This window comes from Microbulbifer maximicatervae (SeqCode) (assembly GCF_056232625.1).
On sequence record NZ_CP174324.1, the window covers coordinates 4,861,245 to 4,882,228 of the forward strand.

At 53.3% G+C, this 20,984-nt stretch carries 19 protein-coding genes; 16 read left to right on the forward strand and 3 right to left on the reverse strand.

Annotation, left to right across the window (positions count from 1 at the left end):
- Entirely contained in the window at window positions 1–471 is a 471-nt protein-coding gene (locus ACJJI6_RS21165; protein WP_444896232.1) for a MarR family winged helix-turn-helix transcriptional regulator, read from the reverse strand.
- A 264-nt stretch (window positions 472–735) separates the two neighbouring features.
- On the opposite strand from ACJJI6_RS21165, the gene ACJJI6_RS21170 reads away from it, so the two are divergent.
- The 3 genes from ACJJI6_RS21170 (at window position 736) to ACJJI6_RS21180 (ending at window position 4,806) form a co-directional block, all read left to right on the forward strand.
- Entirely contained in the window at window positions 736–3,588 is a 2,853-nt protein-coding gene (locus ACJJI6_RS21170) for an ExeM/NucH family extracellular endonuclease (RefSeq protein WP_475711982.1), read from the forward strand.
- Between the two features lie 456 nt (window positions 3,589–4,044).
- Window positions 4,045–4,413: a hypothetical protein gene (locus ACJJI6_RS21175; protein WP_475711983.1), complete on the forward strand. Its 369-nt coding sequence runs from the start codon at window positions 4,045–4,047 to the stop codon at window positions 4,411–4,413.
- 30 nt (window positions 4,414–4,443) lie between these two features.
- Window positions 4,444–4,806 (forward strand): VOC family protein, encoded by a 363-nt coding sequence (locus tag ACJJI6_RS21180; protein ID WP_413663152.1) that lies wholly within the window; start codon window positions 4,444–4,446, stop codon window positions 4,804–4,806.
- 66 nt (window positions 4,807–4,872) lie between these two features.
- On the opposite strand, the gene ACJJI6_RS21185 is transcribed toward ACJJI6_RS21180, so the two are convergent.
- Complete coding sequence (locus ACJJI6_RS21185; RefSeq protein ID WP_475711984.1) at window positions 4,873–6,135, reverse strand: 6-phosphofructokinase; 1,263 nt, start codon at window positions 6,133–6,135, stop codon at window positions 4,873–4,875.
- A gap of 287 nt (window positions 6,136–6,422) precedes the next feature.
- Between ACJJI6_RS21185 and mpl the strand changes: the two genes are divergently transcribed.
- The 4 genes from mpl (at window position 6,423) to ACJJI6_RS21205 (ending at window position 11,477) form a co-directional block, all read left to right on the forward strand.
- Entirely contained in the window at window positions 6,423–7,805 is a 1,383-nt protein-coding gene (mpl, locus tag ACJJI6_RS21190; RefSeq protein ID WP_413663151.1) for a UDP-N-acetylmuramate:L-alanyl-gamma-D-glutamyl-meso-diaminopimelate ligase, read from the forward strand.
- A 31-nt stretch (window positions 7,806–7,836) separates the two neighbouring features.
- Window positions 7,837–8,499, forward strand: a complete 663-nt coding sequence (locus ACJJI6_RS21195; protein WP_475711985.1) for a flavin prenyltransferase UbiX — start codon at window positions 7,837–7,839, stop codon at window positions 8,497–8,499.
- The gene (locus tag ACJJI6_RS21200) at window positions 8,489–8,776 is read left to right on the forward strand and encodes an Rdx family protein (protein WP_445355778.1); all 288 of its coding nucleotides are present in this window, start codon (window positions 8,489–8,491) and stop codon (window positions 8,774–8,776) included. The genes ACJJI6_RS21195 and ACJJI6_RS21200 overlap by 11 nt, the downstream gene beginning before the upstream one ends.
- A 118-nt stretch (window positions 8,777–8,894) precedes the next feature.
- Complete coding sequence (locus ACJJI6_RS21205; protein ID WP_475711986.1) at window positions 8,895–11,477, forward strand: efflux RND transporter permease subunit; 2,583 nt, start codon at window positions 8,895–8,897, stop codon at window positions 11,475–11,477.
- A 73-nt stretch (window positions 11,478–11,550) separates the two neighbouring features.
- Here ACJJI6_RS21205 and ACJJI6_RS21210 read toward each other — a convergent pair whose 3' ends face one another.
- Window positions 11,551–11,832: a peptidylprolyl isomerase gene (locus ACJJI6_RS21210; RefSeq protein ID WP_282931463.1), complete on the reverse strand. Its 282-nt coding sequence runs from the start codon at window positions 11,830–11,832 to the stop codon at window positions 11,551–11,553.
- A 188-nt stretch (window positions 11,833–12,020) separates the two neighbouring features.
- Between ACJJI6_RS21210 and ACJJI6_RS21215 the strand changes: the two genes are divergently transcribed.
- The 9 genes from ACJJI6_RS21215 to ACJJI6_RS21255 all read left to right on the forward strand — a co-directional run bounded on the left by ACJJI6_RS21215 (window position 12,021) and on the right by ACJJI6_RS21255 (window position 20,800).
- Complete coding sequence (locus tag ACJJI6_RS21215) at window positions 12,021–12,602, forward strand: LON peptidase substrate-binding domain-containing protein (protein ID WP_282931464.1); 582 nt, start codon at window positions 12,021–12,023, stop codon at window positions 12,600–12,602.
- A 96-nt stretch (window positions 12,603–12,698) separates the two neighbouring features.
- Complete coding sequence (locus tag ACJJI6_RS21220; protein ID WP_475711987.1) at window positions 12,699–13,982, forward strand: glutamate-5-semialdehyde dehydrogenase; 1,284 nt, start codon at window positions 12,699–12,701, stop codon at window positions 13,980–13,982.
- Between the two features lie 48 nt (window positions 13,983–14,030).
- Window positions 14,031–14,714, forward strand: coding sequence for a nicotinate-nucleotide adenylyltransferase (gene nadD / locus ACJJI6_RS21225; protein ID WP_475711988.1), 684 nt, complete (start codon window positions 14,031–14,033; stop codon window positions 14,712–14,714).
- The gene (gene rsfS / locus ACJJI6_RS21230; RefSeq protein ID WP_413663146.1) at window positions 14,711–15,088 is read left to right on the forward strand and encodes a ribosome silencing factor; all 378 of its coding nucleotides are present in this window, start codon (window positions 14,711–14,713) and stop codon (window positions 15,086–15,088) included. Before nadD ends, rsfS begins: the two co-directional genes overlap by 4 nt.
- 5 nt (window positions 15,089–15,093) lie before the next feature.
- Window positions 15,094–15,570, forward strand: coding sequence for a 23S rRNA (pseudouridine(1915)-N(3))-methyltransferase RlmH (gene rlmH, locus ACJJI6_RS21235; RefSeq protein WP_475711989.1), 477 nt, complete (start codon window positions 15,094–15,096; stop codon window positions 15,568–15,570).
- A 120-nt stretch (window positions 15,571–15,690) separates the two neighbouring features.
- The gene (gene mrdA / locus ACJJI6_RS21240) at window positions 15,691–17,586 is read left to right on the forward strand and encodes a penicillin-binding protein 2 (RefSeq protein WP_445361212.1); all 1,896 of its coding nucleotides are present in this window, start codon (window positions 15,691–15,693) and stop codon (window positions 17,584–17,586) included.
- A complete protein-coding gene (gene rodA, locus ACJJI6_RS21245; protein WP_475711990.1) occupies window positions 17,579–18,724 on the forward strand; it encodes a rod shape-determining protein RodA in 1,146 nt (381 codons plus the stop codon). Before mrdA ends, rodA begins: the two co-directional genes overlap by 8 nt.
- 42 nt (window positions 18,725–18,766) lie before the next feature.
- Entirely contained in the window at window positions 18,767–19,777 is a 1,011-nt protein-coding gene (gene mltB / locus ACJJI6_RS21250; RefSeq protein ID WP_413663142.1) for a lytic murein transglycosylase B, read from the forward strand.
- A gap of 147 nt (window positions 19,778–19,924) precedes the next feature.
- Window positions 19,925–20,800, forward strand: a complete 876-nt coding sequence (locus ACJJI6_RS21255) for a septal ring lytic transglycosylase RlpA family protein (RefSeq protein ID WP_282931471.1) — start codon at window positions 19,925–19,927, stop codon at window positions 20,798–20,800.
- Window positions 20,801–20,984: the final 184 nt, after the last annotated feature.

Below are 20,984 nucleotides of genomic sequence, written 5' to 3' on the forward strand. Positions count from 1 at the left end.
TTATGTAGCCTCTATTGATAGATTTTCTTGTATCCGCTCTAAATAAGGACGTTTCTCTAAAGCTTGAATTGTTTGATTGAGCAGCTCTGATAGTTCTGTCGGTAATTCGCTATTGAGGGACTGCTCAGCTTCCAGAGTTGCTATCCACTGCTGTTTTAACTTGGGTATCAACGCACTGCCTTTGCGGGTCAAGCGTATTTTGCGCTGGCGAGCATCTTCTCCAGAAGAGGTCTGTACCAGCCCTTGTTTAATCATGTCTTTTACAGTTTGACTCACTGCGGGCTGGGAAATGTGGGTGCTCGCTACCACCTCACTAATGGTGATATCTCTCTTGTGGATAAGTGCACGCATTATCGGGGTGTAGCGGGGTTTGTAATTCTCCAGGCCACAGGCCCTATAGCTCTCTGCTACATCGCCATCCAGTAATTCCAGAATGTGACGAAGCTGAGTCCCCAGTTGGCTGTATTTCATAAAAGCTGTTCCATAAGCACTTATATAAGTGACTATATAATTTTTAGCGAACTTTTCAAGCTTCTTTGCCGCTATTCATCACCCCGCACAAATTCTTTGGCGCTTTTTTTGCATTGTGTGGCGAGTTTGGCGGGTTTTGTGTGAAATGGATTTTTGAACAAAGAGCTGAAATTTAAATTTCATATTTCATTCATCGAACTTTAGGAATTAACCGCCAATCTTTGCGCCGCGTGATCTGTGTCAGGTACGAGTGAAGAGAACATTATGAAAGAGATTGGCTTGGCTGCCCTTGCAGCCCTGGGGTTACCATTTTTGGCTGAAGAGGTCCAAGCCAGCGACCTCATTATTTCTGAATATATCGAGGGCAGTAGCAATAATAAGGCCCTTGAAATTTACAATGGCACGGGTGCAGCGGTTGACCTCAGTAGCTACAGCATTGAACTTTACTTCAATGGCTCCTCTGCGGCGGCTTCAACCATCGCCCTAAGTGGCAGCTTGGCAGACGGCGATGTTTACGTATTCGCCCACGCTAGTGCTGATTCCTCAATCCTGTCAGTAGCCGATCAGATTTATACCAGCGGCCTGTTTAACGGGGATGATGCGGTTGCCCTGAGTGGCCCCAATGGATATGTGGATGTTATCGGCCAGATCGGTGTTGATCCCGGTAGCCAATGGGGCGATAGCGGCCTGGGCACCCAAAATCAAACCTTAATCCGCGACTGGGGTGTGAGCGAAGGCCGTGTTGATGGCAGCACGGATTTTGACCCAGGCTCAGAGTGGTCTAGCTTGGGGCAGGATGACTTTTCCAACCTCGGCTGGCACAGCGAAGACGGCACTGGTGGTGGAGATGACGGCGGTGATGACGATGTTGTTCTCGGCGATTGTGGAGATGTTTCTACATTAATCAGCCAGATTCAGGGTGATGAGTTTGAAAGCGCTCTGGAAGATGAGCGCCACGTAATTGAAGCGGTTGTTGTTGGTGATTTCCAAGATACCAGCACCGGCCTTTCCGGCTTCTTCCTGCAAGAGGAAGACAGTGACCAGGATGGCCAGATCAATACCTCTGAGGGGCTGTTTGTACACGACAAAGGCTTCGGTGTAGATGTGCAAGTCGGAGACTTGGTTCGCGTCGGTGGTGTGGTTACTGAATACTATGACTTTACCGAATTAGATGAGGTTGATGGCGTTACGGTTTGCGGTAGCGGCTACAGTGTCACTGCCGAGGAAGTCTCCCTGCCGTTTAGTTCTGCTGAAGAGCAGGAGCAATACGAGGGGATGTTGGTTGAGTTCCCGCAAGCCCTGATGGTGAATGACCACTATAACCTGGGGCGCTATGGTGAAGTCACCCTGGCCAATGGCCGTCTCTATATTCCCACCCACAACAATGAGCCTGGGGTTGCAGCCGTAGCACAGGAAAGTGCTAACGATCTGAACAGGATTGTGCTGGACGATGGTTCCAGCGTGCAGAACCCGGAAGCGGTGCCGTACCCGGTCTCCGGTCTCAGTGCCAGTAATACCTTACGCAATGGCGATACGGTAGAGGGGTTGCGCGGAGTAATGGGGTATAGCTACAGCGCCTACCGAGTACATCCCGTGGAGGCGCCAGAATTTGTTGCTGCCAACCTGCGTGAAAGCGCTCCACAATTACCGGGTAAGGGCAGTTTAAAGATCGCCAGCTTTAATGTTCTGAATTATTTTAATGGCGATGGTTATGGCGGCGGTTTCCCTACCTCCCGTGGGGCTGATACTGAAGAAGAATTCCTGCGCCAGAGAAATAAAATTATCTCCGCTATTTTAGGCCTGGATGCCGATGTAGTTGGCTTAATGGAAATTGAGAACGATGGCTACGGTTCGGAAAGTGCTATTCAGGATTTAATTAATGGTCTTAACGCGGCTACTGGCAGTGAAAACTATCAATTTATTAATCCAGACCTGGCTCAACTGGGCACCGATGAAATTACTGTGGGGCTGATTTATCGCAGCGATCGGGTAATGCCTATAGGCGCTGCTGCGACAACTGATAGCTATCCCTTTGATGACGGTAACCGCCAACCACTGCTGCAGGCTTTTGCCGAACTATCAAGTGGTGAAGAGCTGGCCGTGGTGGTCAATCACTTTAAATCAAAGGGAAGTTGTCCTGACGATGGCAGTTTGAACGATGATCTGGGTGATGGACAGGGCTGCTGGAACTCGCTGCGCACCGAAGCCGCAGATGCCCTGGTTTCATGGATTGATTCTGACCCGACAGGTAGCGGCACCGATCGTGTTCTGGTGCTCGGTGACCTCAATAGCTACGCCCGTGAAAACCCAATTAGCACTCTAAAGGACGCTGGTTACGCTGATTTGTTGGAGGTTTTCGGTGAAGGAGAAGCTTACTCCTATGTCTACAGCGGTGAGTCCGGCTACTTGGATCACGCCCTCGCCAGTGAATCACTGGCTCCTTTGGTAACAGGTGCGGCCGATTGGCATATCAATGCCGACGAGCCTCGGGTGCTGGATTACAACATCGAGAATAAAACCGATGAGCAGGTGGAGAGTTTCTACTCGACTGATGCATTCCGCGCTTCAGATCACGATCCGCTTGTGGTTGAACTGGATCTGGGGGCAGATAACCAGGAGCCGGTTGCTGGGTTTGAGTGGGGTGTTGAAGGCTTCGAAGTGAACTACTTCGACAGCAGCATCGATACCGATGGCACTATCGTTAGCTGGGCCTGGGATTTTGGTGATGGCACTACCAGTACTGAGCAAAACCCCAGTCATAGCTACGATGCAGCAGGCACTTATTCAGTAATCCTCCAGGTTGAGGACGATAGGGGAGCGATCTCCACTGTTGAGCAGCTTGTACCAGTTGAGGAGGTTGTTGATCTTCGGGCTGATTTTAAAGTCCACACATTCCTGCGCTGGGTGTGGGTCGAAGAGCGCAGTAGTTACGATGGCGACGGTAACCTGAGCTATGAGTGGGACTTTGGAGATGGCACCAGCCGCACTGGTCCCATGGCACTGCATCGCTATGCCACCGGTGGTAGTTATGAAATTACCCTGACTGTGAAAGACGATTTCGGTAATGAAGATAAAGCCTACCGTGAAATTGAGATTCGCAAGCCGTTTTGGCACTGAGATGGATATCAACAACAATAAATAATTAACTCCACATATTGAACGGTCGGATATTAAGGCAAGAGATATTCGGCCGTTTTCTTTCCTCCCTGCGTTAATTGCGTATTTTTCTTCTTTACCTTCGTGGGTATATGCCCGAGTGTTTCACTTCCTCGTTTTCATATTGGTAGCCCGGCAAGGCTCCATTGCGAGTCATTAAAATCTTTCTTATATGGACCATTGGAGGGGAAAGTGTTTGTGCGTGCCCGATCCCTGAATTGGAAAAAGACTTGAGTAAAGTGCCTAAGATGTCTTTCTGGAGTATTGAGGCATCATTGGGGCCTATCGGAGGCGTATCAAAATAGATAAATATTTAATGCAAGGAGTGTCGTTTTCAGTCAGCGTGTGTTTTATTGCTTCAGGTAAATCAGTTACTAGTGATCGGCGAAGCTATTAAACCACTGGGGGAGGCATAGTTTGCAGGCATTTAAGACATTGGAAGGTTTAAGCCTGGAATGGACCGGCACACACTATTCAAAACAAGGTGATTTCCCCGACCTTTCTACCCACACGGTAACCTATGAAACCGCGACACATTGTTATGTTACGGCGTCGGGAGAGTTAGTTGGGGAAGCTTCATATACCTATGAAGCCATGGACGATAGGATGGCGGCGTTGATTTATCGGCCTGATATATATCAGGGGCGAAAAGGTGTGATCCTTTATGCGGTGCTCGATTTTGTACAGATGATGGATCGCGCCATTATTCTCTATCAGGATCTGCCACTAGCGCTGGCAAATGGCAGTTTTCGGGTGGTGAATACCCCTGTGCGACCTACAGCCTGAAAATTGAAAAATAAGGAAAATGGTGAGCTTATGAGAGAGTGCGAGAAAATTAATTATATTGAGTTGCCCTCCAGGGATTTGGGTAAGACAAAAGCATTCTTTACCGAGGCTTTTAATTGGACTTTTACCGATTACGGTCCGGAGTACACTGCTTTTTCAAATGCGGGATTGGACGGTGGTTTTTTCAAGGCAGAGTTGCAAAGCACTACCGAAAATGGATCTGCATTAGTGGTGTTATACAGCCGCGACCTGGAGGGTACCCTGGAAAAGGTGACGCGATGCGGAGCCGAAATAGCCAAGCCAATTTTCCCGTTTCCCGGTGGCAGGCGCTTCCATTTTAGGGAACCTTGCGGCAATGAATTTGCGGTTTGGTCTGATGTGGAGTCTGCGTAGAGGCGTTTACAGAAAAAAGCCCCCGATTTTACTCGGAGGCTTTTGGGAGACTGGCAACCGTTTCTATTAAGCTTCGAAATCGGTACCCAGCTTCTTTTCCACCAGCTGCTTTTTCAGGGTGGCGTACTGGGGAATGCCCTTTTTGTAGGGAGGGTAGTCCTCGCCTTGAATTAATGGCAGCAGGTACTTGCGTCCCTCTTCAGTAATTCCAAAGCCGTCTTCGCTGATATATTCGCGCGGCATAAATTTTTCTACGTTGGCGACTTCAGACAGTGGTGCCTCTGCGATGGACCAGCTGTACTCTTCACCTTCTGCGCGAATAATGGCTGGCATAATGGCATTTTTGCCTGCTACAGCCATTTCCACTGCGGCGCGACCTACGGCGTAGGCTTGCTCAACGTCGGTAGCAGAAGCGATATGGCGGGCGGCGCGCTGGAGGTAATCTGCCAGGGCCCAGTGGTACTTCAGGCCGAGTTCGCTTTTGACCATGTTGGCCAGGGTCGGTGCAACACCGCCCAACTGCTTGTGACCAAAGGCGTCGGTGGTGCCGGCATCGGCAAGGAAGGTGCCGTCGCCGTACTGGGCGCCTTCGGAGGCGACGATAACGCAGTAGCCTTTCTCGTCTACGGTCTTTTGTACCTTGGCGAGAAACTTCTCTTTATCGAAAGCGATTTCCGGGAACAGGATAATATGGGGTGCATCGCCTTCCTGTTCTTGGGCCAGAGCGCCGGCAGCGGCAATCCAGCCCGCGTGACGGCCCATCACCTCGAGAATAAATACCTTGGTGGAAGTAGCGCACATGGAGGCCACGTCCATGGCCGCTTCCTTGGTGGAAACGGCAACATATTTGGCAACGGAGCCAAAGCCCGGGCAGTTATCGGTCAGGGGCAGGTCGTTATCCACAGTTTTGGGAATATGGATGGCCTGGATTGGATAACCCATGGTCTCGGACAGTTGGGATACTTTCAGGCAGGTGTCTGCGGAGTCTCCACCACCGTTGTAAAAGAAGTAGCCAATATTGTGCGCTTTGAAGACTTCGATCAGGCGCTCGTATTCTGCGCGGTTCTCTTCCAGGCTCTTCAGTTTATAGCGGCAGGAACCAAAGGCACCGGAAGGGGTGTGGCGCAGTGCAGCAATATCCTCTGCGCTCTCTTGGCTCACGTCGATCAGCTCCTCTCGCAGCGCGCCGAGAATACCGTTTAGCCCTGCGTAGACATTGCCAATCTGGTCCGGGTTTTCACGCGCAGCTTCAATTACGCCGCAGGCGGATGCGTTGATCACGGCGGTAACGCCACCGGACTGCGCATAAAAGGCGTTCTTTTTCGACATGGTTATCCTGTGCTTATAGAGATATAGAGAAGTATCCCGATCCGGTAGTCCGCCTCGCATCTAGTTTTAAACATTTGTGCCAGTGGGGATAACCGGGAGCTCGTATCGGGTGTCGACCCTTTCGGGAAAATTCCTACCACCGTACCGGGGATGAGGCCGACCAATGCGGGGGCGGAGTCTAATGGAATAGCGAGTAAATTGCATGGTAACTGGGGTATTTGGCAATTACTGGCCCGAATTGCCGTGTTAAGCTTGCGCCGCAACCCGTAGGAGTACATTTTTCCGCTATGCATATTCATATTCTAGGTATTTGCGGCACATTTATGGGCAGTTTGGCCCAACTGGCGGTGGCGGAAGGGCACCGCGTAACCGGCAGTGACGCCAATGTTTATCCACCTATGAGCACCCAGTTGCAACAGGCGGGTATCCAAATTACCGAGGGCTATGATCCCGCACAGCTGGAGCCCGCCCCGGACCTGGTGATTATTGGCAATGCCATGTCCCGGGGAAATCCGGCAGTAGAGGCGGTGCTGGAAAAAGGGTTGGCTTACACCTCTGGCGCCCAGTGGTTGTGCGATCACTTCCTGGGTGGCCGCTGGGTATTGGCGGTTTCCGGAACCCACGGTAAAACCACCACCGCCAGTATGCTGGCCTGGATTTTGGAAGCGGCAGATATGCAGCCCGGCTTCCTGATTGGTGGAGTTCCGGCTAATTTTGGTGTCTCTGCTCGTTTGGGAGAGTCTCCCTTCTTTATTGTTGAGGCGGATGAGTATGACACTGCCTTTTTCGACAAGCGTTCCAAGTTTGTGCACTACCGCCCGCGCACGGTGATTATCAACAATCTCGAATTTGACCACGCAGATATCTTTGAGGACCTGGCGGCAATCCAAAAACAATTCCATCACCTGGTACGAACTGTGCCTGCTAGCGGCTTGATAGTGGCCTCTGCCGAAGAGAATGTAGAGCAGGTGCTTGATAAAGGCTGCTGGAGTGAAGTACAGCGGGTTGGCAGCGAGTCTGCCGATGGTGTGCGAGTGGGTGATTGGTGCGCAGTGGATATTGCCGCTGATGGCAGCAGCTTTACGGTTCAGTTTAAAGGCGAAGCTGTGGCGCGGGTCGAGTGGGACCTGACCGGGCAGCACAATGTGCAAAATGGCCTCGCGGCTATGGCTGCGGCGCGGCATGTGGGTGTCACCCCAGATTTGAGTGCGGCAGCTCTGGCACGCTTCCAGGGGGTTAAACGCCGTATGGAGTGCCTGGGAGAAGTGGCCGGCATCCGTGTTTACGATGATTTTGCCCATCACCCCACCGCGATTGAATCCACCCTAAATGGCCTGCGGGCGAAGGTTGGGGAGGATAAAATCATTGCCCTGATTGAACCGCGTTCCAACACCATGCGTATGGGAGTGCACCAGGGCAAGCTGGCCGACTCCTGCTCCGGGGCCGATATGGTGCTCTGGTATCAGCCTGAGGGAGTTAACTGGTCCCTGGAAGACGTCGCCCACCACTCATCGGTGCCGGCCAAAACTTTTGATTCGATTGAAGATGGTGTGGAATCTGTTTTGCAGCTAGCCGATTCCGGTAGCCATATCGTAGTGATGAGCAACGGCGGCTTTGGCGGTATCCACCAGCGCCTTATCGGTGCCCTGGAACAGAAATACGATCTCTAAGTCAGAAGACTAATGTCTCCTGCGCAGCCCTATGCTCGCAGGGCTTAATAAGGTATCGACTTTGCATCAATCTCATTTCGAGAAGACCGTGACCCTGGCTATGACCGGGGCTTCCGGTGCCCAGTATGGTTTGCGCCTACTTCAGTGCCTGCTGGCTTCGAATGTGCGCGTATGGCTGCTGCTGTCCGAGGCGGCTCAGGTGGTCATCAACACCGAAACTGATATGCAGTTGCCGGAGGGGGATGAGCGCGAGTTGCAGAATTTCCTCGCCGATCGTTTTGCCGCGCAGGAAGGCCAGCTAGCTCTTTTCAGCAAGCGCGATTGGTTTTCCCCGGTAGCTTCTGGAACCGGGGCGCCGGCGAGTATGGTGATCTGCCCGGCAAGTGGTGGCACCTTGTCTGCGGTGGCCTGCGGAGCATCGAACAACCTGATTGAGCGGGCTGCGGATGTAGCCCTGAAAGAGCGCCGCCAGCTCATTCTGGTTCCCCGCGAGGCGCCTTACTCCGAGATTCACCTGGAAAATATGCTGAAACTCACCCGCATGGGGGCCATGATCCTGCCGGCCAGCCCTGGCTTTTACCAGAGGCCCAGTTCGGTGGAAGATATTGTGGACTTCGTGGTGGCTCGACTGCTCGACCAACTGGGCATTGAGCAGAAGCTGTTGCCCAGCTGGGGAGAGCAGGATGGGCAATGAGATAAAACCGAGTATTACGATTCACTACTGTGTGCAGTGCAACTGGATGTTGCGAGCCACCTGGATGGCCCAGGAATTGCTGCACACTTTCGCCGATGACCTCAATCAGGTTGCATTGCAACCGGGTACTGGGGGAGTATTCGAGATTCGGATTGGCGAAATTTTGATCTGGGAGCGCAAGCGTGACGGCGGCTTTCCCGATGCCAAGGAGCTCAAACGTCGCGTCAGGGACACCCTGTTTCCCGAACGCGACCTGGGGCATATCGACAATCCCTGAAAAAAGTTCCAATAAAACGGTGCGGTGGCAAATTTTAGGTTTGCTAATTCATCGCATAGGCGAACAATATGCGCGCCGCAATGCGGCCAGTTTTTAGTTTGGAAAGAAGCGGAAATTTATGCTGTCAGCTTTACAGAAGTCTTATGAATACTTGGTGACCAAACGGCCCGCTGCGGTGTTGGTGGTTATCGGCCTGTTAACCCTGCTGGCAGCCCTCGGATTGTCCCGCCTGAAGATCGATGCCTCTGCCGATTCCCTCACTCTGGAAGCTGATAAATCCCTGGATTATTTCCGCGAGATTTCCGAGCGCTATGCCAGTGGCGACTTCCTGGTCGTTACTTACCGCTCCAAGACTGGGGACCTGTTCAGTGATGAGTCCCTGGAAACCCTGGGCAAGTTGCGGGATGAATTGGCCAAGGTAGATGGTGTGTCCAGTGTGCAGAGCATTCTCGATGTCCCACTGCTGTACAGCCCCAAGCTGGTTCTCACCGATATCAGCGATGAGGTGCGCACGCTCTCCAGGCCCGATGTCGACAGGGATATGGCCCGGCAAGAGTTCCTCTCAAGCCCGATTTATCGGGAGTTGATCCTGAGCCCGGACGGGCAGACGACGGCCATACTGGCGAACCTGAAACTGGATAGCCGCGGCATCGAGATGGTGCGCGAGCGGGATGCTTTGCGCAGCAAGCGCAATACAGAGGGACTGACTCCGGAAGAGGCCGTTCGCCTGGAGGAGATCAGCGCGGTCTATCTGACCCACCGTACTGAGCAAGAGAAAGTTGCCCACCAGCGAGTCGATACCGTGCGCGCAATTCTGGCTGGCTACAACGGCGAAGCGGAGCTGTTCCTCGGTGGTGTCACCATGATTACCGCCGATATGATTTCGTTTATTAAGAGCGACCTGCTGGTATTTGGTGTGGGGATTCTCGCTTTTATTGTGATTACCCTGTTGCTGATTTTCCGCCAGCCGCGCTGGGTGCTGTTGCCGCTGATGACTTGTGTTACCACTGCGGTGGTGATGCTGGGGCTACTCGGCTGGCTGGACTGGCGACTGACAGTGATCTCGGCCAACTTTGTCGCACTGCTGTTAATTATTACTTTGGCAATTACCATCCACCTGGCGGTACGCTACCGGGAATATATTGCCCAGAACCCGGATTGGAATCTTGAAAAGCTGGTATTGCAGACAGTGCGCTTTATGGCCAAGCCCTGCCTGTATACCGCACTGACCACCATCGTGGCTTTTGTGTCCCTGGTGGTGAGCGGCATTCGCCCGGTTATCGATTTTGGCTGGATGATGACGATGGGTGTGACTGTGGCTCTGCTGCTGTCGTTCCTGATTATTCCCAGTTTCCTGATGGTGCTGCCGAAGCGTGTGGGCAGTGTGAGTGCAGATAACTCCCACGCATTTACCCTGCAGTTTTCCCGCTTTGCTGAGCGCCACAAGTTTGTGGTGCTAGGTATTTCACTGCTGGCAGCCGTCGTGAGTGTGGTGGGTATATCCCAGCTGAAAGTGGAAAACCGCTTTATCGATTACTTCGATGATTCCACGGAAATTTATCAGGGCATGCTGGTGATTGACCGCCGCTTGGGTGGCACTGTGACCTTGGATATTATTCTGGATCAGCCCGAGGAGCAGGAGGCAGCTTTCGAGGGAGAAGAAGATCCCTTTGCGATGGAAGCAGAGGAAGATCCCTTCGCTGTAGAAGAGGACCCCTTTGCCTCCGATGATCCATTTGGCGGTGAAGAGGAGTCAGTGGAGCAGAGCTACTGGTTTACGGTTGCCGGTTTGGCAAAGCTGGAGCAGCTGCATGATTACCTGGAGGAGCAGCCGGAGATAGGCAAGGTTCAATCTCTGGCGACCCTGTATAAAGTTGCCGTGGATCTGAATGGCGGCCCCCTCAATGACTTTGAGCTGGCGGTGGCCAATACCAGCCTGCCGGCCGAAATTCGCTCCGTTCTGGTAGACCCCTATTTATCCGTGGAGAACAACCAGGCTCGTATCACCCTGCGAGTGATGGAGACAGACCCCACCCTACGTCGCGATGAGCTGATCCAGCGCATCTACAACTACGCTCATAATGAGATGGGTATTGCTCCAGAGAATGTCCATCAGACTGGCCTGTTGGTGCTGTACAACAATATGTTACAGAGCCTGTTTAAGTCCCAGATCCTGACCCTGGGTGCCGTTTTTGTCGGAATCCTGCTGATGTTCCTGGTGCTATTCCGCTCTCTGTGGATTGCTCTGATTGCACTGGTGCCAAATATGCTGGCGGCCTGTGTGGTACTTGGTGGTATGGGGCTCGCGGGTATCCCGCTGGATATGATGACCATCACTATCGCCGCGATTACCGTGGGTATCGGGGTGGACCACGCGATTCACTACCTGTATCGCTTCCGCGCTGAGTTTGCCAAAGATGGCAATTACCTGGCGACCATGCATCGCAGCCATGCGACGATTGGTCGTGCCATGTTCTACACTGCGATCACGATTATTGTCGGTTTCTCAATTTTGGCGCTGTCGAAGTTTGTTCCGTCGATCTATTTCGGTCTCCTCACCGCGCTGGCGATGTCCGCCGCACTGTTGGGTTCCCTGACACTGCTGCCCCTGTTGCTGGTGATGTTCAAGCCCCTCGGTCGTCAGAGGCAAGCTGATAAAGTTGAGCCCGAGGCACCGATGCAGGAGGCGCCCAGCGCCTGAAGCGAAGGAATTTGAAGAATAAAAAAAGCCGGGATAACCCCGGCTTTTTTTATGTCTGCTCAACAGTCGGGACTCAGTCCTGGCGGCTGGTAATTTCCAGCAAGTGGTAGCCAAACTGGGTTTTGACTGGGCCATGTACCTTGTGCAGCTCTTCGGAAAATACGACCTTGTCAAATTCGGGAACCATCATTCCCTTGCTGAAAGAGCCCAGGTCACCGCCGGAACGGCTAGAGGGGCACTGGGAGTACTGCTCGGCAATTTTACCGAAGTCAGCGCCGTTCTCGATTTGCTGTTTCAGGTCCTGGCACTGCTGTTCATTTTCAACCAGGATATGGCGAGCGGTTGCTGTAGGCATGAAAAATCTCCGTTTGGTCAATTTACCGCAGCAGCTTAAAGGCTGGGTGTTGGGCTTGCCAGCGACAATTACCGCAAAGTGGAAAAACTTGCTCCCAATCCAACCGGTTGGCGGTAAAAAGTCTCTTAACCTGCCGCAGAGTTCCCTAGGGCGATGTTATCTTTAGGGTACACAAAAAATAATGAGTGATGACTTTGCAACAGATACCCCTTTTTCCCCTGAGTGTCCCTCTATACCCCGGCGTGACTTTGCCCCTGCGGATTTTTGAGCAGCGCTATATTCACCTTGTCAGTGAGTCCATGAAAACCAATAGCGGCTTCGGCATTGTTTTGATTCGCTCCGGGGGCGAAGTGGGGCGCGCTTCAGTATGGCCTCTCGGTGTTTATGTCGACATCGTGGATTGGGGGCAGGGTGAGGGAGGGCTGCTAAATGTGGAGGTTAAAGGTCGGCGTCGCTTTCGCATTGTCCACACCCGTCGCGCAGAAGATGACCTGCTTCTGGGGGACGTGGAATGGATACCAGATGAAGATGAAAAGCCGATTCCGGCGGATTGCGATGGTCTTCTGTCGGTATTGGAGGAGTTGAAGGAGCGGGCACAGACGCTATCACTTAAATTTGAGCCGGTGGAGTCTGCGGACTCACTTTCCTGGCAATTGGCTCAGCTTCTGCCATTGGAGGATAAGGTTCGCACCGATCTGCTGGCGGTAGAAGATCCTCTTATGCGACTTGCTACTATCGCCGAGAACCTGGACCGTTGGACGCGGGAATAGCTAGATACATAGCTGTGCGGCCCGGTAATCGGCACTTTAAACCGGGTCTCGCTGGGTTATACTGCGCGGCCGACCGGATTTTGCACGGAGAGCCAAGTGACCGCCACAGACACCGCTGATCAGCAATCCACTCGCGCCAAGCTCGAACAGATGGGGCGCGCTGCCCGTACCGCCGCCAAACAGATAGCTGCCGCGGATACCTCCACCAAGAATAATGCTCTCAAAGCCATCGCTGCCCAACTGGAGACACAGCGGGTGTCTCTACTGAAGGCTAATGCATTGGATATGCAGGCGGGTCGCGAGCGCGGCCTGGATGCGGCTCTTCTGGATCGCCTGGAGCTTAATGATGCCCGCATCGATGGCATGATCGAGGGCCTGGTACAGGTGGCAGAGCTGCCCGACCCGGTGGGAGAAGTTGAAGATTTACGCTACCGCCCCAGCGGCATTCAAGTGGGCAAAATGCGTGTGCCCCTAGGGGTGGTGGGCATTATTTATGAGTCCAGGCCCAATGTGACCATTGATGCAGCAAGCCTGTGTTTGAAATCCGGCAATGCCACAATTTTGCGTGGAGGCAGTGAAGCGCTGCACTCGAACAAGGCAATTGCCTCCTGCATTATCGCCGGCTTGCGAGAAGTGGGTTTGCCGGAAACGGCGGTGCAGGTTGTCGATACCACCGATCGAGCGGCGGTGGGTGCCCTGATCACCATGCCGGAGTATGTGGATGTAATTGTACCCAGGGGCGGAACCGGCCTGATTGAAAGGGTCAGTCGCGAAGCCCGAGTGCCGGTGATCAAACACCTACACGGTGTTTGTCATGTGTATATCGATGATCGGGCTGACCTGGACAAAGCTTTCGATATCGCCCTCAATGCCAAGACTCATCGCTATGGTGTTTGTAATGCCATGGAGACACTTTTAGTTGCCGAGATGGTTGCGGCGGATATACTGCCGCGCTTGGCTGGTGCCTACGAAGAAAAAGGGGTTGAATTGCGCGGTTGTGCCCGGACCCGTGAAATCATTCCTCACTGTGTAGCGGCGACAGAAGATGACTGGAGTGAGGAATACCTTGCCCCGGTTCTCGCTGTGCGTGTTGTTGCGGATATGGAAGCGGCTATGGACCATATTGCCTGTTACGGATCCGGCCACACCGAGGCAATTGTCACCCAGGATTACAGTCGCAGCCGCCGCTTTATGAGTGCTGTGGATGCCAGCTCAGTGATGATTAATGCCTCAACCCGCTTTGCTGACGGTTTCGAGTACGGCTTGGGGGCGGAAATTGGTATCAGTACTGATAAAATCCACGCCCGCGGCCCGGTTGGCCTGGAAGGGCTCACTTCGCAAAAATGGATTGTGTTCGGAGATGGTCATATCCGGCAATAAGCACTTTTCCCTTTGGGGTAGCGAGTGCGAGGGGTACGAGAAATAATTGTGGCGAGCAAAAGGCATACGTTGGCCCTGTTTGGCGGAACCTTTGATCCGATTCATCTCGGTCATTTGCGCATGGCGCTGGAGCTGCGCCAGGTGCTCGAATTTGATGAAATGCGCCTGCTACCCAGCCACCAGCCTGCCCACCGGCAGACGCCAGGTGTATCGTCCCGCCAGCGTAGCGAAATGCTGGCTCTGGCGCTGGAGGGGTGTGATGAGCTCACCCTGGATGAGCGAGAACTCCATCGTGGCGGAGCTACTTATACGGTAGATACCCTGGAGGAGCTGCGCAGTGAGCTGGGAGGTGAAACCTCCGTCAGTTTCTGCATGGGATTGGACTCCCTATTGAGTCTGCACCGTTGGCACCGCTGGGAGCGCCTCTTGGAGCTGGCACATCTGGTGGTGGTAACACGGCCGGGCTGGCACCTGCCAGATCGCGATAGCGAAGAGCATGGCCCTCTGGCAGAACTGCTGGAGAATCATCGGGGCACGGTTGCAGACTTGCATACACGAGCATGTGGTTGCCTGCTGTTGCGGGAGCAGACCATGTTGCCGATTTCCGCGACGCAAATTCGCGAATTAATTAAAAGTGGCCAGTCGCCACGCTATTTGCTGCCCGCAACTGTGTTGCAGTACATAGAAGATCATCGACTTTATACAGAGGTTGCTTCAGGCGACCCGCAATGAATCAAGGTGTTATGACAAATATTAAAGATATCGCTCTCAATGCGCTGGAAGATTTGAAAGGTAAGGATATTGTTTCCCTGGATGTTTCCGGGCTTTCAGATGTAATGGACAATCTGCTGATCTGTACTGGTACTTCCAGCCGCCAGGTTAAGTCCCTGGCAGAGAACGTTGTAGACGAGCTGAAAAAAGAAGGTATTCGTCCCATTGGTGTTGAAGGTGTCGACCAGGGCGAGTGGGTATTAGTCGACTACGGTGACTTGGTTGTTCACGTGATGCTCGCAGATGTTCGCGGTTTCTACGACCTGGAGAAACTCTGGTCTATGACTCCGAATACCCGTGACGATGCCGATGGCAGTGATCCGCACCAGGGTTAATTGCTGTGAAAATCCGCATTCTTGCCGCCGGTGGAAAAATGCCGGCTTGGGTGCAGGAGGGCTACGCCGAGTACGCTAAGCGCCTGCCCCGGGAAATTGCTCTGGAAATGGTGGAAATTCCACTCGGCCAACGAGGCCAAAAGAGCTCTGCAGCCCTGATTGAAAAAGCGCGAAAAAAAGAGGGCGAGGCGATGCTCGCCGCTTTGGGACCGCGGGACCACGTGGTAGCGCTCGATGTGAAAGGCAAGCCCTGGAGTACCGAGCAGTTGTCGGCGCAATTAAGTGATTGGCAAATGCTCGGGGAAAATATCAGCCTGTTAATTGGCGGGCCCGACGGTTTATCCGAAGATTGCCTCGCCCGTGCACGCCAGCGCTGGTCTCTGTCCCCACTGACCTTGCCGCACCCGCTGGTGAGGGTGATTTTGGCTGAACAAATTTATCGCACCTGGACATTATTGGCCGGCCATCCCTACCACAAATAAAATATTTGCGATAAGTCGCGGAGAGATTTGCCGACTCGGTTCTCTCTCCTGACTCGCCCTGTGTTAATGTAGGGAATTAGATTTTTTGCACGCCAGTCAAAAACCATCGAATAAATTCTGATGCCGCACGATTACCATCTCAAGGACCCCCATACCGAGCAGCGATTGTTTCGCAATCGTATGTTGGTGGCGCTTGTGGGGGTTATCTTTTTACTGGGTGTTCTCGTAGCGCGTTTCTACAACCTCCAGGTGGTTAATTACGAAGACTACCGCACTCAATCTGATGAGAACCGTATCCAGGTGCGCCCGGTCGCGCCAACCCGTGGATTGATCTATGACCGCAATGGCATTTTGCTAGCCGATAACCGCGCCAGTTATAACTTGTCGATTGTTCGCGAGCGCGTGCGCGATATGGATGCCACTTTAGAGCTGATCGGTAACCTGGTGCGACTCGATGAAAATGATGTCACCAAGTTCCAAAAACGCCTCAAGCGCCGGCGCCCCTATGAGCCAGTGCCTCTCCGGTTTCGATTGAACGAAGATGAAATCGCACGGATCAGTGTTAATCAATTCCGTATGCCAGGGGTGTCAGTGGAGGCGGAGTTGGTGCGCTACTACTCCCTCGGGGATTTATTTGCCCACAGTGTGGGCTATGTGGGGCGAATCAGTGACCGGGACCTGAGTAACTTTACCGAGGATGATGTGCGCCGCTATCGCGGTACCCGCAGTATCGGTAAGGTCGGGTTGGAACGCTCCTACGAGGACCTCCTGCTCGGTGAGGTCGGTTATGAAAATGTTGAAATTAATGCTCGTGGCCGGGTTTTACGAGTACTGGAGCGCCAGGACCCCAAACCGGGCTCGGATCTGGTGCTCAACCTGGATGCTCAGCTGCAACAAGTCGCCTCTGATGCCCTGGGAGATCGCCGCGGTGCAGTAGTTGCGATCGATGTAAATAGCGGTGGCGTGTTGGCGTTTGTCAGCAAGCCGTCCTTCGACCCCAATTTGTTTGTGACCGGCATCAGCTTTGCCGACTATCGCGCCCTCAGCGATTCCCTCGATGTGCCCCTGTTTAATCGGGCGGTGCAGGGTCAGTATCCACCGGGTTCCACTTTAAAGCCGTTGATGGGGCTGGGTGGACTCCAGGCGGGCATTATTACTCGAGAGAGTACAGTCAAGGACCCCGGCTTTTACAAGCTGCCCAACGATCCGCGCATCTACCGCGACCACGTGCGCTGGGGGCACGGTGAGAAAGTGGATCTGATACAGGCCATGGCGCAGAGCTGTGACGTCTACTTTTGGGATATGGCGCACCGCTGGGATATCGATGATATGCACAGCATCGCCTCTCATTTTGGCTTGGGCAGCAAGACAGGGATTGATCTGCCCATGGAGCGCTCTGGACTATTTCCTTCCCGAGACTGGAAGCGCGGCGCCCGCGGAATGCCCTGGTTCCCCGGTGACAGTTTGAATGCGGTGCTGGGGCAGGGGTTTGTGTTGGCGACGCCACTGCAGCTTGCAGTAATGACTGCCACGATTGCCAATCGCGGTACCCACTACCGCCCGCAGATGGTCAAGTCGATCAACGGGGTGGAACAACCTCCCGAGATACTGCACAACCTCGAGGCCCGCCCTGATCACTGGGATTTGGTATTCGAGGGAATGGAGGCTGTAGTCAACCACCGTACCGGTACCGGGAAACGGGCAGGTAAAGATCTGGACTTCCGCGTGGCGGGTAAGTCCGGTACTGCTCAGGTGGTCGGTATTGCTCAGGGGGAGCGCTATGACTCAGAGGCCCTGCAAGAGCGCCACCGAGACCACGCCCTGTTTGTGGCTTTCGCGCCTGTGGATAACCCCCGTATCGCCGTTTCGGTGCTGGTCGAAAATGGTGAGGGCGGGGGCAAGGTTGCTGCTCCGGTGGCAAGAGAGCTATTTGCGGAGTGGATGTCACGCCCGCAGTTGGAACCGCAGAAGACGGCGGATACCACTTATTTGAGCGAGGGGGCTGGCAATGGCTAGTCGCGATTTCTCCCACCGTTTGTCAGATGCCCACGGCAGTCTGCGCAAACCGGCCAGTCTCTCACGCCGCCTGCATATTGATATACCGCTACTGGTGCTGTTGTTGGTGTTGGCCGCCGTAGGACTTGGAGTGCTGTACAGCGCTTCTGGCGGTGATATGAACTATGTGCGGCGCCAGTCAATTTTTATGTGCGTGGCCTTTGTGGGCATGTTTATCGTTGCGCAAATCCCCCTGGATTTTTATCGGCGCTGGTCCCCCTGGGCCTATTTGGCCGGTTGTGCGCTATTGGTTGGGGTATTGCTTTTTGGCACCAAGGCGATGGGGGCGCAGCGCTGGTTGGAGATAGGCGGATTTCGCTTCCAGCCATCGGAAGTGATGAAGCTCGGTGTCCCCATGGCAGTGGCAGCTTACCTGCATCAACGCCGCTTGCCGCCATCACTGACCACGGTGATTGGAGCTTTGGCAATTGTGGCGATTCCCGCAGCTCTTATCGTACGGCAACCGGATTTGGGGACCTCGATCCTGATTGCGGCGTCCGGTCTTTTTGCCCTGTATCTAGCGGGGTTGAGTTGGAAGATGATCAGTGCGGCGGCAATGGCGCTATTGGTTGCTGCCTATCCAATTTGGCACTGGGGGCTCCACGACTACCAGCGGCAGCGAATTTTGACCCTGCTCAACCCAGATGATGACCGTTTTGGTGCTGGTTGGAATATATTTAACTCGAAAGCAGCTATCGGCTCCGGTGGTGTTTACGGCAAAGGCTACCTGCAGGGAACCCAGTCACAGCTCGATTTCCTGCCGGAGAGCCATACCGATTTTATTATTGCGGTACTGTCGGAGGAGTGGGGCATGCGCGGCGCCCTGTTGCTGCTTTTGCTATATGTACTGATTATCGCCCGTGGCATTTACATCAGCTTTATGGCCCAGCACGTATTTGGCCGACTGTTGGCGGGGAGTATTACCCTCACTTTTTTTGTCTATGTATTTGTAAACATTGGTATGGTTACAGGATTGTTGCCGGTGGTGGGGGTGCCTTTGCCAGTGATTAGTTACGGCGGGACATCCTTGATTACATTGATGGCCGGATTTGGCTTGTTGATGGCTGTTGGCACTGAGCGGCGCAGAGTTCACTTTTGAGGAACACTGCATAGGGACAATAACCGGATTTAGAGACGCGAGATGAAGACAGGAGCGGTCGTTTTGAAGTGGACCTCGGGATTATTAATCGGGATGGGACTGGCCCTCGCCGCCTGTGCGCAGGAACCGGGTCACGGAAATAATAAACAAGCGCAAGAATTCGTTGATTATATGGTGGAAGAGCACGATTTTAATCGCGAAGAAATGCAGACTTTGATGCGTGAGGCCAAGCGCAAAGACTCCATCCTAAAGGCGATCAAACGGCCAGCCGAGAAAGCCAAGCCCTGGCACGAATATCGCAAAATGTTTCTCACCCCGCAGAGCATTGCCGGTGGGGTAGACTTTTGGGATCAAAATGCCGAGGCCCTGGCTGAGGCTGAAAAGAAATACGGTGTACCGGCAGAGATGATTGTTGCCATTATCGGTATCGAAACCCGATACGGCGGTAATATGGGCGGCTACCGGGTTCTGGATGCACTTTCCACGCTGGCATTTAACTACCCCCGTCGCTCTGCGTTTTTTACCAAAGAGTTAGAAAACTACCTTCTGCTGACTCGTGAGCAGGATATGGACCCCCTGGCCCTCAAGGGCTCTTATGCTGGGGCTATGGGCTACGGTCAATTCATGCCTTCAAGCTACCGCTCTTATGCGGTGGACTTCAGCGACGATGGCAAGGCGGATATATGGAACAACCCTACCGATGCGATCGGCAGTGTGGCTAACTATTTCGTTAAACATGGATGGAAGCCCGGTGAACCGGTTGCGGTACTGGCCAGCCCCCGCCCGAATGCGGATATGACAATCGTCAACGATACTCTGCAGCCGCAGTGGACCGTTGGAGAATTGGCGGACAAAGGCTTTAACGCTACTAGCCAGGTGGCTCCGGAAATGCCGGCCAACGTATTCTCCCTGCAAACTGAGCAGGGAAAACAGTATTGGCTCGGTTTGAATAATTTCGCGACTATCACCCGCTATAACCGCAGTCGTCTTTACGCTATGGCCGTCAATGACCTGGCCCAAGAGATCGTTAAAGCGAGAGGCGGCAAGTCTTAAGGCGGCTTCAGTCCCGCAGCTAAATTTAACCCAAATGGAGGGAACCATTTGGGTTTTTAGTGTTCATATTTTTCTATTTTATTTAGCAGTTCCAGATAATAGCGGCTTGGAGACGGCAGCAATAAGTTGTCGCGCGCCGGGGGGATTATGTTTCAGTGCAAAGCGCGTTGGGGAGTGGCCCTGGCGGTCCTGATATTAGCGGCCTGTAGTGGCCCGCAGCCAAAACCACAGAAAACCGAAAATACCAAGCAGCCGGACTTTAATAGCATCAAGGATAGTGGCCCTGCTGCTCCGGTAAATATGCAAGCAGCCCCTGAGCCGATCCCTGTCCGCGAGCCGATCGGCGACGCCGGCAATAAATCCCCCTATAAGGTCAACGGTGTCACGTATCGTGTACGCAATGACGTCAAGGGTTATAAAGAGGTGGGGCAGGCTTCCTGGTATGGAACAAAATTCCACGGCCGACGCACTGCAAATGGCGAGGTCTACAATATGTATGCCATGTCTGCTGCCCATAAAACGCTACCACTGCCCAGCTATGCCAAGGTCACCAATCTCGACAATGGCCGCAGTATTATCGTGCGGGTAAACGATCGGGGGCCCTTTGTGCACGGGCGCATCATCGACCTCAGTTATACTGCTGCGCAAAAGCTCGGATACATTGATAAAGGCATTGCTCGGGTTGAGGTAGAGGCTCTGGATCCGGCCGCGTTGCCGGCGGCCAATGAAGTGCTGGCCAATAGTGATGGCACCGCTGGTTTGGCGGAAGATACAACTATCAAGTTGCCCGACAATACCTATCTGCAAGTTGGTGCTTATAGCAGTTCCGCGCAGGCCCAGGAAATTCGCACCCAATTGGCAGCGGCCATTGACTATCCTGTTGCTGTTAGTTCTGTTCAGAGTGGCGGCAAGACTTATTATCGAGTTCGAATTGGCCCACTCACCCAGCAGAGAGCTTTGGCAACAGCGCGGGAAACTGTTGAGCAAAAGCAATTTGGACAGCCACAAGTAGTTTACGAATAGTGTTGTGGGCTTTTGGGTATCAATAGGGAAGGGTGATATCTGCCTTAAATGATTGTGACTGATGCTATCGGTGGCAGTCATTTGAATACCCGTTCACAAAATAGTGCGCATTGACGCGTTTTTTCTTGTATTTTGTAATTTTGTAATGATAGGCGGCGTTTGGTGACAAGCTCTAGTGCCGCTG

Coding starts and splice junctions, on each gene's coding strand:
- ACJJI6_RS21185 (WP_475711984.1), bottom strand. CDS start 6,135: ATGTCGAAAAAGAACGCCTTTTATGCGCAGTCCGGTGGCGTTACCGCC.
- ACJJI6_RS21170 (WP_475711982.1), top strand. CDS start 736: ATGAAAGAGATTGGCTTGGCTGCCCTTGCAGCCCTGGGGTTACCATTT.
- ACJJI6_RS21165 (WP_444896232.1), bottom strand. CDS start 471: ATGAAATACAGCCAACTGGGGACTCAGCTTCGTCACATTCTGGAATTA.
- ACJJI6_RS21200 (WP_445355778.1), top strand. CDS start 8,489: ATGGGCAATGAGATAAAACCGAGTATTACGATTCACTACTGTGTGCAG.
- mltB (WP_413663142.1), top strand. CDS start 18,767: ATGAAGACAGGAGCGGTCGTTTTGAAGTGGACCTCGGGATTATTAATC.
- mpl (WP_413663151.1), top strand. CDS start 6,423: ATGCATATTCATATTCTAGGTATTTGCGGCACATTTATGGGCAGTTTG.
- ACJJI6_RS21205 (WP_475711986.1), top strand. CDS start 8,895: ATGCTGTCAGCTTTACAGAAGTCTTATGAATACTTGGTGACCAAACGG.
- ACJJI6_RS21195 (WP_475711985.1), top strand. CDS start 7,837: ATGCTCGCAGGGCTTAATAAGGTATCGACTTTGCATCAATCTCATTTC.
- ACJJI6_RS21215 (WP_282931464.1), top strand. CDS start 12,021: ATGACTTTGCAACAGATACCCCTTTTTCCCCTGAGTGTCCCTCTATAC.
- rodA (WP_475711990.1), top strand. CDS start 17,579: ATGGCTAGTCGCGATTTCTCCCACCGTTTGTCAGATGCCCACGGCAGT.
- ACJJI6_RS21180 (WP_413663152.1), top strand. CDS start 4,444: ATGAGAGAGTGCGAGAAAATTAATTATATTGAGTTGCCCTCCAGGGAT.
- rsfS (WP_413663146.1), top strand. CDS start 14,711: ATGAATCAAGGTGTTATGACAAATATTAAAGATATCGCTCTCAATGCG.
- ACJJI6_RS21210 (WP_282931463.1), bottom strand. CDS start 11,832: ATGCCTACAGCAACCGCTCGCCATATCCTGGTTGAAAATGAACAGCAG.
- ACJJI6_RS21255 (WP_282931471.1), top strand. CDS start 19,925: ATGTTTCAGTGCAAAGCGCGTTGGGGAGTGGCCCTGGCGGTCCTGATA.
- mrdA (WP_445361212.1), top strand. CDS start 15,691: ATGCCGCACGATTACCATCTCAAGGACCCCCATACCGAGCAGCGATTG.